This is a genomic window from Promicromonospora umidemergens, assembly GCF_024171995.1.
Lineage (GTDB): Bacteria > Actinomycetota > Actinomycetes > Actinomycetales > Cellulomonadaceae > Promicromonospora > Promicromonospora umidemergens.
The window spans coordinates 102408-119233 of sequence record NZ_JAMTCT010000011.1 but is presented as its reverse complement, the minus strand read 5'-3'; the positions used below and the strand labels follow the sequence as shown (position 1 = coordinate 119233).

The following is a 16826-nucleotide window of genomic DNA, read 5'->3' as shown; positions in this document are numbered from 1 at the left end:
GACCGTTGCGCTTATGTGTCCGTCATAGGCGCAACGGTCACACCCACAGCCAAGGGGTCAGGCGGTGGGCTCCAGGAGGGCCAGGCCGCCGAGGTAGGGGCGCAAGGCCTCCGGGACATAGACCGAGCCGTCCGGCTGCTGGTGGTTCTCGAGGATGGCGACGATCCAGCGCGTGGTGCCGAGCGTGCCGTTCAGGGTGGCGACGTTCCGCGTGGAGCCGTCCTCCGTCCGCTGACGGACGCCGAGGCGGCGAGCCTGGAAGGTGGTGCAGTTCGACGTCGAGGTGAGCTCCAGCCACCGCTCCTGGGTGGGCAGCCACGCCTCGCAGTCGAACTTCCGGGCCGCCGACGAGCCGAGGTCGCCCGCCGCCGTGTCGATGACCCGGTACGGCAGCTCCACCTTGGCCATCATGGCCTCCTCCCAGCCCAGCAGGCGCTGGTGCTCTGCCTCCGCGTCCTCGGGAGCGCAGTAGCTGAACATCTCCACCTTGTGGAACTGGTGCACGCGGATGATCCCGCGCGTGTCGCGGCCCGCCGAGCCGGCCTCGCGGCGGTAGCAGGCGCTCCAGCCGGCGTAGCGCATGGGCCCGTCGGACAGGTCGACGATCTCGTCGCTGTGGAAGCCTGCGAGGGCCACCTCGGAGGTGCCGACCAGGTACAGGTCGTCCTTCTCCAGGCGGTAGATCTCGTCGGCGTGCGCCCCGAGGAACCCGGTGCCCTGCATGGTCTCCGGCTTGACGAGGGTCGGCGTGATCATGGGCGTGAAGCCCTCCTGCACCGCCTGGTCCATCGCCATGTTCAGCAGCGCCAGCTCCAGGCGCGCGCCGATACCGGTGAGGAAGTAGAACCGCGCCCCGGAGACCTTGGCCCCGCGCTTGGTGTCGATCGCACGCAGGCCCTCGCCGAGCTCCAGGTGGTCCTTCGGCTCGAAGCCCTCGGCCGCGAAGTCGCGGCGCTCGCCCACCTGCTTGAGCTCGATGAAGTCGTCCTCACCGCCCGCCGGCGCTCCCTCGATCACGTTCGAGATGGAGTACAGGACCCGGTCGAGGTCCTGCTCGGCCTCCGTCGCGGCAGCCTGGTGGCTCTTGACGTCCTGGGCGAGCTGCTTGGTGTGCGCCAGCAGTGCCTGCTTCTCGTCGCCCTGCGCCTTGGCCACCTGCTTGCCCTTGGCCTTCTGCTCCGCGCGCAGGCTCTCGAACTCCGACAGGGAGGAGCGGCGGCGCGCATCGGCGTCGAGCGCCCTGTCCACGAGGTCGGGGTCGTCGCCGCGGGCCACCTGGCTCGCGCGGACGACGTCTGGGTTGTCGCGCAGAAGTCGGAGATCGATCACGGAGGTGAGCCTATCGGCGCCGCCCTGTCGGCGTGGCCCGCAGCGCGACCATCGTGAGGAGCGGCACGGCCGGGATGAGCGCGATCATCGCGATCCGGAGGCCGAAGTCGTTGACCAGGGAGCCCAGGACGGCCATCACCCACATCGCGACGAGAGCCGGTCGCAGGAACTCCCAGCGCTCCTGCGCACGGTCGAACCAGGCAGGACTCAGCCGCGCTCGCCAGGTGGCCGGGCCGAACAGGGCCAGCCCTACCACCACGAGCACCAGCACGGTGACCCACACCGCCGGACCGCCGGTGATCGAGTTCAGCGCGTACAGGGCCTTGCGCAGCACCGTGGAGACCGCCTCGCCGTCGATCACCTGGCCGACGAACCGGCCGAGGTGCGACCGGGAGTCGGGTGGTCGCATCCAGTCCAGGACCCCGACGAGCGCCACCAGCCCGACGCCGGCCGCGGCCACCCCGACGAACCGCCAGAACGTCAGCCGTAGCCCCGCGGCCGCGGTGCCGATCACCACGAACGCCGGGACCAGCACCAGTCCGCCGCCAAGGTCTGCGCCGAGCGTCGGCCACACGACGACCGCCATCGAGACCACGCCGACGACCGTCACGGCGAGGGCGGCCAGGACCCGGCGTCCGCGGGTGACGAGCAGCTGGGCCAGCGCCGCCGCGAGCACGATCGCCGCCACCGCGTACACCGAGAACGTGGGATTGCCGAAGCCGTAGAACCGAGCCCCGAACGTCGGCGCCGAGCCGAGCGGCGCGGCCCGGTTCAGGGGCGTGCCGAACAGTGCGTCCAGCGTGAGCGCGGCGAACGTGATGCCTGCGACCACAGCGGGTGCCGCCCACAGCGGCCGGCGTGGAGCGAGGAGGCTCAGCCCGGCCACGGCCGCCGTCGCGAGCACCGTGGCACCCACGATCGCGAGCACCGGCAGGTCGAACCGCCACCAGCCCGTCAGCGAGGCGAGGAACCCTCCGGCAGGGAGCGCGGCCAGCGCTGTCGCGGCGACCTCCGCGACGCGGCGCCATCCGCTCGGCACGTCGCCACGACCTCGTGCCCGTAGCCGGCGCTGCACCCACCAGCAGACCGCCGCCAGACCGAGGCCCAGCCAGAACGGCATGTCCACGAGCCAGATGTACGCGTCGCGGCGCACGTGGTCCCGGGCGGTCATGTCCGCGAGCTCGTCGGCGGTGAGCCATGCCGAGGCGGGACGCAGCCCACCGCGCAGCAGCGGCGTCGCGTCGATGTCGGCGGGCAGCGCCACGTCGGCGGCGTCGAGCACGGCCGCCGGGACGTCCATCAGGCGGGCCACGCCCTCCGTACGGGTCGCCGTGCTGGCCAGGTAGCGCGGCAGGCCTTCGTTCGCAGCGGACGGGCGCGTCATCGCAAGGCCCAGCTCGAGCGGGTGCTCCGGCACGGTCGCGACGTCGATCACCAGCACCGTGGTGTCCGCCGGGGCGGCGTCGAGCACGCGCCACACCGCGAGGTCCACGGCGGAGACGAGATCGGCCCGGAGTGCCTCGATCTGCTCCGCACCGTCCGGTTCCTTCTCCAGCTCCGCGCGCTGCGTGACGTCCAGCAGCGCGGACCCCGCGTCCACGAACGTGACGGGGCAGTCCCACGCGCCCGACCCCTGGGCCACCGCCGTGTCGAAGTCGAAGTACCTGCCGACGCTACCGTCCCGCTCGGCGAGCGCCACCGCGGCACCTGGGCCGACTGCCGTCGCGCACTCGTCCGCGAGGGCCGTGCCGAGCGTGCCGAGGTGCGCGGCGTAGCCGGACCCGCGCTGCAGCTCGATGAACCGGTCCCACTGGTCGACGACGGCGGGCCGGTCGCCCTTGGCCGGCGTCACGGAGATGTCGGAGCAGATCCAGTGGTTGTCGGCGTCGCGCTCGTCGGCCACCTCGGCGAGGCGTCCCGCCGACAGGCTGAGCCAGCCGCTCTCCGGGCAGCGTGCCGCGCGCCCGTTGGGCAGGGTGAGGCCTGCGGCGTCCGCGCCGTCGGTCAGGAGGCCGTACAGCGTCGGTGCGGGTGCCGTGCCGGTGTCCAAGGACGGCTGGACGTCGGTCCAGCGCAGGCCCTGGGTGCCGATCACCACGACGCTGCCGCCCGGCGGCACCACCGGGTCCGCGGTGCTGAGCGAGCCGGACTCCTCGCCCGCCGCGTCGGCGCCGGGCGCAGGCAGCACCGCCGCCGCGAACAGGAGGCTGAGCAGCAGTGCGCCCGACAGGGCCAGCACGGCGGACGGCACACCACGCACCGGCTCGGTGAGCCTGCCTGCGCCACGAGCCCTCCGCGAGGTCCCCGGGGGGAGCGCGGACAGCTCGCGGGGCGAGGCGCGCAGCCAGCCGCGGGCGTCGAGGAGCCGGACGACCAGGTCGGACCGGATCGCGAACAGCGCGACGACGGCGAACGGCACGAACAGGAGGAGCCCGCGCAGGCGGTCCCCGAGGAACGGCGCGGCATCCACCCCGACGGTCACGAGCGCGACGGACGCGACGACACCGCCCGCGAGCCACACCGGCCGGGCCGACTCCTCAGGATCGGGACGACGCGCGCCGTCGCCCAGGCCGGCGCCGGCGCGCGTGCGGCCGCGCACCACGTAGGCCGCGAGGCCGCCCGCGAGCACGAGCCCGGCCACTGCGTAGACCAGGAAGGCCACGTCGGAGAACCCGTAGAACCGGTCGGCGGTGGCGAGCGACGAGCCCAGCAGCGACCCCTGCAGCAGCGTGAACCCGGTGACCCCGTCGACGACGAACACCAGCCAGGTGACCCCCGCAGCGGCGACGGCGTTGCGCCAGGGGGCCGCGGGGAGCAGGCGGGACACGCCCCGCACGACGAGTGCGACGAGAACCGTGGCTGCGGTCAGCGACAGGGCCAGGCCGAAGTCGGGCGCCGGCCAGACCCACCAGTGGGTCAGGGTCGCCAGGCTCGCCGCCGCCGGGGCCGAGACCGCGAGGAGCGCCGCGCCGAGCGCGATCCGCTGCCGGTAGGGGCCAGGGCCCCTGCGCGGACGCCCCGTACGTCGCGGCAGCACGAGCACCAGCACGGCGATCAGCAGGAACAGAGCTATCGCGCCGGCGAACGCGGGTGCCTCCGCGGGGATCGTGCCGGCCAGCACGTTGATGTACTGCCGGTTCTCGACGGTGCGGGCGACGGTGGTCCGGCGCGGCTCACCCACCTCGATCGGCATGCCGTCGATCGCCGGCTCCTCGACGACCGGTCCGAGACCGGGCTCCTCCACCTCGGGACCAGGGAGGGCACCGCCCGCCTCGGCCGCGGTAGCGGTCAGGTCCGTGAGCTGGACGAACCCGGTGCTGCGCGACGCGTCCGACGTCAGCCAGCGCACGCGCGGCACGTCGACCACCCAGTCGACGACCACCTGCAGCCCCTGCTGCGTGAGCGGCGTGTCCGCGATACCCGCCACGAGCACCCGGGTGCCGTCCGGCAGGCCGGTCCGCAGGGTGCTCAGGGTGCTGTCGAGCTCGTCGAGCGCATCGGCCCGCTCCGGGCCCTCGGGCAGGCTGCCTGCGTCGACGACCGTCACTGGGCACTCGGCCAGGACGTCGCTCCAGCCGGTGTCGCTCGACCCTGCCGTGTCCGTCGACGCAGAGGTTGCCGTCGCCTGCAGCGCCTCGAGCGAGGGGACGTAGCGCTCGACCGTCCCGTCCTCCCTGGCGAGCATCACGGCGGCGCCGGGTCCGACCGCCGTCGAGCAGGTGTCGGCCTCGGCGAGCATCTCGCCGAGGAGGCCCGGGGCCGGAACCTCCGCGAGGCCGACAGGCTCCTCGCCCTCCTCCGGGTCCTCCTCCTGCTCCGGAAGCTGGGCCCAGCCGTCCACCGTCGCGGCGGTGGTCGGCTCGTCGCCGGCCCTTCCGACCGCCTCTGGCACCGGGGTGCACGACGTCGCCCCGCGCGCCTCGGGCGGCTGGCCGTCCCGCTGCTCGGGGGCGGGCGCGTCCGCGCGCTCCGCGGTCCCCGCCGAGACCGTCCGGGTACCGGCAGAGAGGGTGAGCCACGCGTCCAGCGGGCAGGTGGCCGGTGCCGCGGTGCGGACGTTGATCGAGGCGACCGAGCCACCGCCGACCATGTGCCACAGGTTCGGGGTGGTGCTCCGGGACACGTCCGTCCAGCGCAGGCCGGCCACCCCGACCACCACGACGGGAGCGACGGGCTCCGAGGCCGAACCCGACCCGGCGGCGGGCTGTGACCCCGGGGCCGGCTCGGACCCCGTGGCCGCCTGGGCCCGCGGTGCCGCCGCGGCGACCGCCGGACCCAGCAGACCGAGCAGCGCCGCCACCACCATGACCAGGACGGCGGGCACGGCCATGGCTCGTGTGGAACGGGGATTCACCCGCCTAGGGTAGATGGCCCGCGCGGTCACGGTGCGCGGACCAGCGGTCACGGTGCGCGGACCAGCAGGGCGCCCGGCTGGACGTGGACGTCGATCTCGACGGCCCGCCCGAGGGGGTCACCGTCCACCTGGGCCTCCTCACCTGCCGGTACCCGGATGCGCGCGCGCCGTGCCTTGGTGTGGTCGATGCGGCCGAGCTTCTCCGGCAGGTCGTTGCGCACCCCCACGCCCTGCATGGCGATCTCCAGCGTCAGCTGGGCCCAGCCGAGCACCCCGCCGCGGACGTCGACGGCCGCCACGTCGAGCACGCCGTCGTCGAGCACGGCGTCGGGCAGGAGCGTCACGCCGCCCGGGAGGATCCCGACGTTGCCGACCATGATCGACCGGGCGCGGGCCTCCACCGGCGGGCTGTCGTCGAGCTGCAGATGGGCACGCATGCGCCGGGCCTGCATGTGCGACAGCCCCGCCACGAAGTAGGCGATCCAGCCCACCCGCTTCTTCAGGTCGGCGTCGGCGGTCGCGACCATCGCCGCGTCGAAGCCGAGGCCCGCGATCACGAGGAAGATGTGCTCCCGCTCGGTGTCGGGCTCGTGGTCGGGCTGGTTGGGGTGGTCCCCGTTGCGCGGCATGTCGGCGAACTCGGTCACCCGCAGCCAGCCGACGTCGATGGCCCGCGTGCGACCGTGCACGATCACGTCGAGGGCGCCGTCCACGCTGGCCAGCGGCAGCTCGAGGTTCCGGGCAAGGAGGTTGCCCGTGCCGACGGGCAGCACGCCCATCGGCTTGTCCGTGCCGACCATGGCCTCGGCGACGGCTCGCACGGTTCCGTCGCCGCCCGCCGCGATGACGACGTCGGCGCCGTCGGCCAGTGCCCGCAGAGCCGGTCCCTTGCCCGGGTCGTCCACGGTGGTCTCGTACCAGAGGGGTTCCGGGAGACCATGGGCGCTGCAGTGCGCGCGGACCTGGACCAGCAGGCCCGCGGCACCCTGCTTGGACGGGTTCGCGACGACCGCGAGCTGGGTCGCGGCCTGCGCGCTCGGCGGCGTCACCCGACGGTGGTCCCTGCGCCGCATCCGTGCCTGCTGCGTCCAGACCCCGGTGGCGACGGCTAGTGCCAGCAGAGCCACGACGATCGCGGCAATCCCGAGCCAGACCTGCCACCCCATGGGATCAGGATACGGGGCAGGCGTGCGGGTATTCGCTCATCAGCTACGGACGTTCGAGCCCGCGTGCCGTACCGCGTCCACCGCGCCGCGCATCTTGCGCGCGTTCACGGCCAGCAGCACGTCGCGGTACTGCGCCGCGCGGTGGATCTGGCCCTTGAGGTCGTTCGCCGACGCACGGTGCTTGAGGTCGCACGGCACCTCGACGGCGACGTACCCCTTGCGCAGCAGGTCGATGGTCATCCCCGTCTCGACGCCCCAGCCGCGCGCGAGCGGGGTGGCCGCCTCGAAGGCCTCGCGAGTGAGGCAGCGCATGCCGGACAACGGCTGCGACGGGCTCCAGCCCGTCATCGCCTCGATCGCCCGGCGGGCCGCGCCCACCACCACGCCGCGCCCGCCGGCGCCGGCCTGCTTGGGCAGCAGCGCGATCGTGAGATCGGCCACGCCCTCTCGGACGGGGCGCACGAGCGGAGCGGTGTTCACGGCGGTGTCGCCGAGGTCGCCGTCGATGAACATGAGGAGGCGCGGGGGGCGGCCGTCGGCATCGCGCATCGCCACCACTGCCGCGCCCGTCTCCATCGCCGCTGCCTTGCCGCGGTTGTGCGAATGGCGCACGACGACGGCGCCGGCGGCACGCGCGACATGCTGCGTGTCGTCCTCGGAGCCGTCGTCGACCACGAGCACGAGGTCGACGTGGGGGATCGCACGCGCAGAGCGCACGGTGGCGGCAATGCGGTCGGCTTCGTCCTTCGCCGGGATGATCGCCGCAACCCGTTGGACGTTCTTACCTGCCTGAGCATTGCCGGGACGCGTGGTCTTCGCGACCGGGAGAGCGTTCACACCTGTCCTGCCTGAAGCGTCGATTTGCCTTGGTGGGTGGCCGGATAGCCCTTTGCTTGGTGAGTGCAAAGGTTTACCCCTGGAATCCTACTCCCTTGGTCCGCTAGTTGCCGAAACCTGGACCGCTCATGGCGATCCTCGGTGACTGCCGACGCGTTCCGGGCCGCTCGCGCGCGCCCGACCGGGGTGTCCGGACTAACGCAGGGTGACCTGCCGGGAGACGATACCTGCTCTTGCGCGTCGCTCGTTCGCATCAAGCGGCTCCTTGATGGAAAGTGCTTTCGTGAGCTTGTCGCCGAGCTCCGTCGCCGGGCCCTCCAGATCCGCTGCCTCAGTACCCTTCGGCAGCTCCCAGACGGGGACGACCAGCCCAGAAGCACGAAACGCTCCCACGAACTTCCCACCCGCGAGCCCTGACTCGCGCTTTGCGTGCAGCCGAGAGAGGGCGTCGATGAGGTCGTCCTCCGGCTCAGGGCGTGCCCAGCGGAGGAACTCGCGAGTCATGCTGCACCAGTAGGCCGACTCGACGGAGGACACCTTGACCGTGGGGATCGCGCCGTCGGCGGCGTCCTCCAGGCTCTCCTTGAGCTCCGGCGTGACGTCGGCGCTCGGGTCGAGCCAGAAGTCGAACGTCTCGTGCACCGTGGCCTCGAACGGGACGCTCAGGTCGAGCACGTCCTGCAGGCGCGGACCCTCACCCGGCAGCTCGCCCGGCTCGACGGCGGTGCCCGGCTCGAGCTCCAGCGCCTCGAGCAGCGCGGCGGCGAGATCCCGGCTCACGTCACCCGATCCGAGGATGCCCTGCACGGCGAGCAGGATCGTGCCGTCGGCACGGTGCAGCGCCGTCCAGGCGCCCGGAAGCAGCGTCACGACGGTGACGTCGCGGGAGCCGTACTCTGCGGTCGTGCGGGCCGTCGCGGTCGCTGACGGGACGATCTCGCGCATCGCGACCCAGTCGGTCTCTCCAGGGAGACCTTCGAAGGGCCGCAGCACGAAGTCGGAGGAGGGATTCTTGGCCATGCGGCGAGTGTATCCGCGTGCATGAGCTCGGATCTGTCGGGCCGGTGATGTTTTGGAAAGTGGTCCGTCGCCGCTCCGTCACACGCCGCCGGTGGGACGGGGACGGGCCGGGCCGATGATTGAGTTGTGGAACCCTGGCTCGCCGCCCACCTGCCCGTGCTCGACCTCGCGCTCGACGCGGTCCGAGCGGTCCAGCGCGCGGCCGCGCGGGCCGGACGAGGGGCGAGAGGAGCCGACGAGCCTCCCCTGCCTGATCCCGCCCGGCTCGCCGCCGCGCTCGCCTCTGACCGCGTCTTCGCGCTCGACGGACAGCCCATGGCCGGGTTCGCCCAGCTCTCCGGCTTCTTCGCCACAGCCGACGGCTGGGTCCGCACCCACGCGAACTACCCGCACCACCGGTCGCGCCTGACGGCCCTCGTCGGCCTGCCCGACGACGTCGGCAGGGCCGCGTTCGCCCACCGCCTCACGGTGCTGTCGGGACAGGAGCTCGAGGACCGCGCGGCCGGCCCGGCAGGCTCAGGACCGCATGCCGGCGCGATCGTGGCGCGCGTACGGACGGAGCAGGAGTGGCGAGCGTCGGAGCCGGGGCGCGCGGCGGCGTCGGGCCCCCTGGTACGGACGGGGCAGCGGACCGATCCTGCAGGCCCAGGACCGCGTCCGGGCTCAGGACGGCGTCCCCCGACCGGCACGTCGGCCGGCGGAGCCACGCCTCTGGCCGGCATCCGCGTGCTCGACCTCACCAGGGTGATCGCCGGCCCCGTCGCCACGCGCACGCTCGCGCTGCTCGGCGCCGACGTGCTCCGCGTCGACCCGCCGGATCCCGCGGAGATCGAGTGGCAGCACCTCGACACGGGACAGGGCAAGCGCAGCACCGTCCTCGATCTGCGGGATGCGCACGGCCGCCGTACCGCGCAGGACCTGCTGGACACGGCCGACGTGCTGGTCACGGGCTACCGGCCCGGCGCGATCGAGTCGCTCGGGCTCCGGGTTCCACGTGGCACGGTGACCGGAAGGGTGTCCGCATGGGGCGACACGGGGCCGTGGTCCGGTCGGCGGGGGTTCGACTCGATAGTGCAGGCGGCCAGCGGCATCGCACTGCTGGAGGGCCGGGACGGGGCGCCAGGGGCGCTTCCCGCTCAGGTGCTCGATCACGCCTCCGGCTACCTGCTCGCTGCCGGGATCGTCGACGCGCTCACCCTCCGGGACGACGGGCCCGGCCGCGACGTGTCGGTGTCGCTCGCGCGCACCGCCACCTGGCTGCTTGACCTCCCGGGACGCGACCCGCTGCGCCCGGCGGCCGCGGTGCCGCGCCGTGCTGAGCCCGCCGGCGCGCGACGCGCCGAGCCCTGCCGGGTGCCGGCGACCGAGACCGTGACACACGGGCGGGTCACCACCGCGCGGCCGGCCCTCCCGGGATACGACGACTACGCGCACCCCGCACACCCGTGGGGTACGGACGCCCCGGCCTGGGCATGAGTGGGGTCAGGCGCGGACATGACTGCGGCGGGCGACCAGCAGCGATCCCGCACCGCCGATCACCAGGGCGCCGGCCGCGGCCGTGAGGGCGGCAGCCTCCGCACCGGTCGTGGCGAGCCGGACCGGGGCGTCGAGGGTGGCCTCGGAGAGCGCGGAGGCGTCCTGCCCGATCGCCTCTGCGCCCTCGGACGGGACGTAGGAGGTGAGCTCGGCCCCTGCGGTGTCGGCCGCCGTCGGCCTGCCCTGCCACTGCTGCCCGGGCGCCTGCACGGCCACCGGCGGCTCGGACGGGGCAGGCTCGGACAGGGCAGGCTCGGACGTCTCGGCCACCGCGGGCGCCGCAGGCTCCGCGACCGCCGGCGCCTCGACCGGCGCGACCTTCTTCGGGGTATCCGCGACCGGCCGCTCGCCTGTCTCGACGGCGGGCTCCGGCTTCGGGGCGGGCGCGTCGGCCTCGTTCACGTGCTCCCGCACGATCTCGCGCACCTGCTCGCGGTCGTCCTCGTCCCAGTCGGAGCGGACCTGGCTCTCGCCCCGGTCGCAGTCGCCCTGCTGGGACCCGTACCGCGGCATGTCGTAGTCCGGCTCGCTGTAACGGGCGGGCTCGTAGGAGCGCGGGGCGTCAGAGGAGTCGCGGCCGTCGTCGTGCCAGCGGTCCAGGTCGTGACCGCCGTAGCCCTGGTGGCCGTCATAGCCCTCGTGCCCGTCGTGGCCGCCGCCCTCGTGGGCCATCGCCGGGCTGGCGACCGCCGTCGCCGCGGTGGCGAGCGCGATCGTCGCCACGACACGGGAGGCCGTGGACCTGGCGACGGACGAAGGCTTGACGGCGGCGTGCTTCATGGGAGCTGCTCCAGCTGGTCGGCTACAACGGCCCGGAACCCGGGGGACGCGATGACGCTACCGGATCAAGAATTGGAGCAAAAGGGGTAGACCGGAAAAACCCGATCCGATGGTAACGATTAGATAACAACCGGCAGGAGAATGGAACCTGAGCAAAGGGCCGTAAAACGTAAACAAGGTGGAGCGCCAATGGCGCTCCACCTTGCTACGTCAAGACCGAAGAGGCTGGGGTCCTCTCGGAGTTCGGGTCAGGAAAGGCCGCCCAGAAGCCCTCCCGTGACACCGCTCACAGCGCCGCCGGTCACGCCGTCCACAGCGCCCGTGACGCCGCCGACGGTGTCCTTCGCGGCGCCGCCAGCGACGCCCTTGACGGTGCTGTCCACGGTGTCCATGACGGGCTCCGTGACGCCGTCCTTCACGACCTGCTTCGCGACGCCGTCCACGACGGCGCCCTTGACCAGCGGCTTCGCGACGCCGTCCACGACGGTGTCCCTGACGACCGGCTTCACCACGTTGTCGACCACGTCGCCCTTGACGACACCCTTGGCCACACCGTCGACGACGACGCCACCGACCGGCTTGGCCACACCGTTCACGACGGCCGGCAGGACGTCGTCGGCCACGGTGCCTGCGGCACCCGGAACGACGGAGCCCGTCGCGTGGCCGACGGTCGAGCCGGCGCCCGGCACGACGTTGCCCTGCACGGAGCCGACGGCGCCGACGGTCCCCGCGGCGACCGGCTTGACGACACCGTCGACGGCGACGTCACCCACGACGGCCTCTACGGCACCGGCGGCCGGTGTGGTGACCTTGGCCACGACTCCCGGCACCCCTGCGACCACGCCGGGAACCTGCGACACGACGCTGTTGACGAGGCTGCCCACGCCACCGAGCACGCCCGGCAGGGTCGCGGCGAGGCCTGCGGCCGGGCCGGTCACGCCGCCCACGACGTTCGGCAGGTTGCGGATCACGTCGGCCACGGTGGCGGGCACGTTCTCGACCGCACCGGTCGCGACGCCGGCCGCGGTGCCGGCGCCGTTGCCGCCGAGCACGTTCGCGAACGCCGAGTGGGCGGTACCGGTCACCCCGGAGACGGAGTGGGCGGTACCGGTCACGCCGGAGACGGCGGAACCGTTGGTCACGCCACGCACGGCGCTCGAGACGGCCTGGGGCGTGGCGCCCTGGACCGCACCCGACACGTACTGGGCGGGCTCGTAGTTCGGCGCGAGCGCCGTGGTGGGGGCGATCGAGGCGGGGAGCTTCTTGGCCACCGCGTCGGCCGTGGGGACGGCGCCGGTGAGCTCGCCCAGGTCGATCGACGTGGAGGAGATGGCGGGGAGGCCGGACTTGAGGCCCTCGGCCGTCGCGCCGACGTCACCGAGGGAGTCCAGCGGCGAGGCCTCCGCGGCCATGGCCGGGGCGGCCATGCTCGTGGCCGCTGTTGCGATGGCGACGGTCGCGATGGTTCGCGCGCCCGCCGATGCGGTCTTCTTCTTGTGTGCTGCGTGCTTCAAAAGGTGCTCCAGCATCTCGTTGCGCATATGCGCGTTCGGTCCTTGAGCCCCCGAACCTAGCCCCCTCCCACCGGGTGAATAAAATCACCCTTGTTACGATTGTGTTACACAGGCCGAATTGGACCTTGAAACCCGGTCCGTCCGCCTTGTTCCGCCAATTCGCGCCGAGGAGTTATCGGCGGCCGGGCCGGCCGGCGTCTCGCTGGGCGGACGCCCGCATCGTCAGGGCCTCTGCACCGTGGACCAGTGCGGCCTCTGCGGCCTTCGCCTCGGCAGTGGCCTTCGCCCGGACCGCGACGATCTTGTCGTGCAGCTCGGCATGCACCCGCCTGCGCACCTCGCGGGCGATGGCGTCGGCCTCGGCGTCCCCCGGGGCCGGACCGCCCCGTGCGGCCAGCTCCGCAGTGAGCCCGGCCACCGCGTCGGCGACCTCTGCGACCACTCGGACCTCCGCCTCGTCCAGGAGGGCGACCACGGCGGCGTCGGCCTCGCGGCCCAGGCGGGTCTCCTCGAAGCGCCGGGCGGCACCGTCCACGATGACCTGCGCCTGCGCGACGACGTCGTGGGCCACAGCGGGTGCGTGCGCCTTCAGGGTGGCGAGGTCGAAGAGCAGCACGCCCTCGACGTCGGCCACCCCGGGGTCGACGTCGCGGTGCAGCGCGAGGTCGAGGATCACGAGCGGTCGGGGCTCCGGCTCGTCGCCGGCCCGGTCCGCTGCGCGCTCCCGCGCCCGGACCAGCGCCGCGGCGTCCAGGACGTGACCGAGGCTCGCCTCGGGACCGTCCTCGCTCGTCAGACCGCGGAGGCGGGTCTCGACTGGCTCGGCCACCGAGGGCTCGACCTGCCCGGGCACCGCCTGGGAGTGCTCCGCCGGCCCGGCCGGCGCGCGACCGCGCGCACCGCTGCAGCTGACCACCAGGTCGGCGTCGGCCAGCGCCTCGACGAGCGAGTCCACCGGCTGGACGCCGTGCGAGTCGGCGAACACCCCGGCACGACCGGACCGCGAGTAGACGCGGATGTCGTCGCAGCCGCGCGCCCGGAGGGCGGCGACGGACGCGCCCGCGTACGAGCCGGTGCCGATGAGCACGACCCGCGTGCCGTCCCACGGTGGCAGCTCGCGCTCTGCGAGGTCCAGGGCGAGCGCGACGACCGACCGGCCGGCCGCACCGAGCTCCGTGTCCGTGCCGACCCGCTTGGAGGTGCGCGACGCCGTCTGGAAGAGCAGCTCGAGCGTCTTGGACGTCGTCTCCTGCTCGCGGGCGACCACGAGCGAGCGCTTCACCTGGCCGGCGATCTCTCGCTCGCCCACCACCATGGCGTCGAGGCCCGACGCCACCGCGAACAGGTGCTCGGTGACCTCCGGTCCGGTACGGACGGTGAAGCTCCGGGCCGCGACGTCGCCGGTGACGCCGGAGGCGTGCGCCACCAGCTCGGCCACGTGACGCGTCGCGTGCCGGACGCTGTCGCCGCTGAGCGGGGCATCGACGTCGAGGTAGAGCTCGAAGCGGTTGCACGTCGAGATCACGACGGCGCCCGCGACGGGGCCGCACGTACCGACGACGACGCGACCCACTGACGACGAACCCGTGGACAGGCGTTCCAGCGCGTCGAGGTCGAGCTCGCGGTGGCTGGCGGTGAGGGAGAGGAGAACCACAGTGCTCCAACTTTATGCACCCCGGCCCGGCAAGGCAGAATCGGGAAGCGTGAAGTCCACCACGATCGCCCCCACTCATCCGCTCGCCGACGGGCGGACCTCCGCCGCGCCCCTTGTGCGGGCCCTCCGGGGCGATCGGCCTGGTCGCACGCCCGTCTGGTTCATGCGCCAGGCCGGCCGCTCCCTGCCCGAGTACCGCCAGGTGCGCCAGGGCACCGACATGCTCGAGGCCTGCCTGCGGCCGGAGCTTGCGTCGGAGATCACACTGCAGCCCGTGCGCAGGCACGGGGTGGACGCTGCGGTCTTCTTCTCCGACATCGTGGTGCCGCTCAAGCTCGCCGGGGTCGGCGTGGACATCGCGCCGGGCGTCGGCCCGGTCATGGACCAGCCCTACCGCACCGCCGACGACGTCGCGGGGCTCGTGTCCCGCACGCTCGACCCCGCTGCCCTCGACCCGATCCGGGAAGCCGTGGCGCTGACCGTCGCCGAGCTGGGCCCGACGCCGCTGCTGGGCTTCGGCGGTGCGCCGTTCACGCTCGCCGCGTACCTCGTCGAGGGCCGGCCGTCGCGCGACCACCTGGCCGCCCGCACCCTGATGCACGCCGACCCCGAGACGTGGGACGCGCTGGTGACGTGGACCGCCGACCTCACCGGGGCGTTCCTCCGGGCACAGGTCGAGGCGGGGGCGAGCGCCGTGCAGCTGTTCGACTCCTGGGCCGGATCACTCTCGCTCGCGGACTACACGTCCCGCGTCGCCCCGGCGTCGACCCGGGCCCTCGGCCACGTCGCGGACACCGGTGTGCCCGGCATCCACTTCGGTACCGGTACCGAGCACCTGTTGCCCGCCATGCGGTCCGTGCTGGTCTCGGCCGGGATCACGGACCACGCCGTCGGCGTCGACTACCGGACGCCGCTCGACGAGGCCGCCGCCCTGCTGCCAGGGGTCCCCCTGCAGGGCAACATCGACCCGGCCCTGCTGGGCGCGCCGTGGGACGTCCTGGAGGCGCACGTGCGGGACGTGGTCGCCCGCGGGCGCAAGGCCAACGGGCACGTGGTCAACCTTGGCCACGGGGTTCCGCCGGACACGGACCCGACCGTCCTGACCCGCGTGGTCGAGCTGGTGCACTCGTTGTGACCGGTCGCTGACCGGGGCTCGGTGACCATGCAGAGCGAGGCGGCCGACGCCGTCGTCGTCGGGGCCGGGATCGGCGGGCTCGTCGCCGCGCACACGCTCGCCGCACGTGGGCTGCGCGTCGTCGTGCTCGAGGCCGCCGAGCGGGCCGGCGGGCCGGTCCGCGGCGGGTCGTTCGCGTCCCTGCCGGACGTGCCGCTGGACCTGGGGGCCGAGTCGTTCGCGGTGCGGGGTGGCGCGGTCGAACGGCTGGCGGACGAGCTCGGGCTGTCGGTCGAGGCACCCGCAGGGCTCCCGGCCTGGGGTTACGCCGCCGGGCGAGCGTTCCAGCTGCCTGCCGCCGGCGTCCTGGGGATTCCCGCGCGTCCGTGGGCAGCGGACGTGCGGCGCGCGATCGGCTGGCCGGGTGTGCTGCGCGGCACGCTGGACCGGGTGCTGCCGTCCCGGTTCGTCGACACGACCGACCTCGGGACGTTCGCGCGGTCCCGGCTCGGGTCCCGGGTGGCGGACCGGCTCGTGACCCCGGTCGCCGCAGGGGTGCACTCGGCTCCGCTCGACCGGCTCGACGTCGCGGCCGTCGCACCAGGCCTGCTCGACGCGTACGCGCGGAGCGGATCGCTGTCGCGGGCCGTGGCGTCGCTGCGAGCGGCGGCTCCCCCCGGCTCCGCGGTGCGGGGGATCGACGGCGGGATCCACTCGCTGGTGGACGCCCTGCTGGAACGGCTCGACGTGCGGTTGGGAGCGCGGGCAGTCGCCGTCGAGCAGGTGACCGGCGGCGAGCAGGCGATGGGCGAGGCCATGGGCGGCCGCGCCGACTGGCTGGTGAGCGTCGAGGGCGGTCCGGCGCTGCGAGCGCCCCGGTTGGTGCTGGCGACTCGTGTCAGCGGTGCCGAGATCGAAGCGGAGGTGCAGCGAAGTACCGATCTCGCGCCGCCGGCCCCCGAGCGCGGCGCGGACATACGGCTGGTCACGCTGCTCGTCGAGGCACCGGAGCTGGACACGGCCCCGCGCGGTTCGGGGATGCTCGTGGCGCCGGGCAGCTCGCCGGGCGCCGTCCGGGCCAAGGCACTGACCCATGCGACGGCGAAGTGGCCGTGGCTCGCCCGGCGGGTGCGCGACGCCGTCGGGCCCGGGTGGCACGTGGTGCGGCTCAGCTACGGCCGCATCGGCGAGCCGACGCCGGACCCCACCCCGGAGGAGGCGGCCCACGACGCGTCGGCGCTGCTCGGCGTCGACCTGACCGGCCGCGTGCGGGACAGCCTGCACCAGCGCTGGGACGGGTCGCTGCCCCCGCCGACGCCGGCCTACCGAGCTGTCGTCAAGGAGATCGAGGAGGCCGTCCTTGCCCAGCCCGGCCTCGACACGACCGGCGGCTGGATCGCTGGAACGGGCCTCGCGGCGATCGTCGGGCACGCACGGCGCACGGCCGAGCGGCTCGGAGAGCCGGGGTTCTGACACAACGTTCTGACAGCTCGCCAGCAACCGTGTGAGATGTGCCGCCCGG

11 protein-coding genes are annotated in these 16826 nt (G+C 73.7%); 3 read left to right on the top strand and 8 right to left on the bottom strand.

Translation table 11 applies throughout. The features are described 5' to 3' along the window. Positions 1-57: 57 nt before the first annotated feature. The 5 genes from serS to APR04_RS17535 all read right to left on the bottom strand — a co-directional run bounded on the left by serS (position 58) and on the right by APR04_RS17535 (position 8706). Complete coding sequence (gene serS, locus APR04_RS17555) at positions 58-1329, bottom strand: serine--tRNA ligase (RefSeq protein ID WP_253872381.1); 1272 nt, start codon at positions 1327-1329, stop codon at positions 58-60. A 10-nt stretch (positions 1330-1339) separates the two neighbouring features. Beyond that, positions 1340-5683 (bottom strand): hypothetical protein, encoded by a 4344-nt coding sequence (locus APR04_RS17550; RefSeq protein ID WP_253872379.1) that lies wholly within the window; start codon positions 5681-5683, stop codon positions 1340-1342. A gap of 47 nt (positions 5684-5730) precedes the next feature. After that, complete coding sequence (locus APR04_RS17545) at positions 5731-6849, bottom strand: diacylglycerol/lipid kinase family protein (RefSeq protein ID WP_253872377.1); 1119 nt, start codon at positions 6847-6849, stop codon at positions 5731-5733. A 39-nt stretch (positions 6850-6888) separates the two neighbouring features. Next, on the bottom strand, positions 6889-7686 hold the full coding sequence (locus APR04_RS17540) for a glycosyltransferase family 2 protein (protein ID WP_372496125.1): 798 nt from the start codon (positions 7684-7686) through the stop codon (positions 6889-6891). A gap of 195 nt (positions 7687-7881) precedes the next feature. Continuing rightward, positions 7882-8706: a DUF5926 family protein gene (locus tag APR04_RS17535; RefSeq protein ID WP_253872375.1), complete on the bottom strand. Its 825-nt coding sequence runs from the start codon at positions 8704-8706 to the stop codon at positions 7882-7884. 126 nt (positions 8707-8832) lie between these two features. On the opposite strand from APR04_RS17535, the gene APR04_RS17530 reads away from it, so the two are divergent. After that, entirely contained in the window at positions 8833-10182 is a 1350-nt protein-coding gene (locus APR04_RS17530) for a CoA transferase (RefSeq protein WP_253872373.1), read from the top strand. Between the two features lie 6 nt (positions 10183-10188). Here the strand turns inward: APR04_RS17530 and APR04_RS17525 are convergent, their stop codons facing one another. The 3 genes from APR04_RS17525 to APR04_RS17515 all read right to left on the bottom strand — a co-directional run bounded on the left by APR04_RS17525 (position 10189) and on the right by APR04_RS17515 (position 14190). After that, a complete protein-coding gene (locus APR04_RS17525; RefSeq protein WP_253872371.1) occupies positions 10189-11022 on the bottom strand; it encodes a hypothetical protein in 834 nt (277 codons plus the stop codon). A 248-nt stretch (positions 11023-11270) separates the two neighbouring features. Beyond that, complete coding sequence (locus tag APR04_RS17520) at positions 11271-12563, bottom strand: hypothetical protein (RefSeq protein WP_253872369.1); 1293 nt, start codon at positions 12561-12563, stop codon at positions 11271-11273. Between the two features lie 145 nt (positions 12564-12708). Then, positions 12709-14190, bottom strand: coding sequence for a glutamyl-tRNA reductase (locus tag APR04_RS17515; RefSeq protein ID WP_253872367.1), 1482 nt, complete (start codon positions 14188-14190; stop codon positions 12709-12711). Between the two features lie 49 nt (positions 14191-14239). On the opposite strand from APR04_RS17515, the gene hemE reads away from it, so the two are divergent. After that, on the top strand, positions 14240-15325 hold the full coding sequence (gene hemE, locus APR04_RS17510) for a uroporphyrinogen decarboxylase (RefSeq protein ID WP_253872366.1): 1086 nt from the start codon (positions 14240-14242) through the stop codon (positions 15323-15325). Positions 15326-15352: 27 nt separating this feature from the next. Continuing rightward, a complete protein-coding gene (locus tag APR04_RS17505) occupies positions 15353-16777 on the top strand; it encodes a protoporphyrinogen/coproporphyrinogen oxidase (protein ID WP_253872514.1) in 1425 nt (474 codons plus the stop codon). Positions 16778-16826 lie beyond the last annotated feature (49 nt).

What these genes read in the sequence shown, in the direction of transcription:
- APR04_RS17545 (WP_253872377.1), bottom strand. Translation starts at nt 6,849, where the DNA reads ATGGGGTGGCAGGTCTGGCTCGGGATTGCCGCGATCGTCGTGGCTCTG.
- APR04_RS17535 (WP_253872375.1), bottom strand. Translation starts at nt 8,706, where the DNA reads ATGGCCAAGAATCCCTCCTCCGACTTCGTGCTGCGGCCCTTCGAAGGT.
- APR04_RS17525 (WP_253872371.1), bottom strand. Translation starts at nt 11,022, where the DNA reads ATGAAGCACGCCGCCGTCAAGCCTTCGTCCGTCGCCAGGTCCACGGCC.
- APR04_RS17520 (WP_253872369.1), bottom strand. Translation starts at nt 12,563, where the DNA reads ATGCGCAACGAGATGCTGGAGCACCTTTTGAAGCACGCAGCACACAAG.
- APR04_RS17505 (WP_253872514.1), top strand. Translation starts at nt 15,353, where the DNA reads ATGCAGAGCGAGGCGGCCGACGCCGTCGTCGTCGGGGCCGGGATCGGC.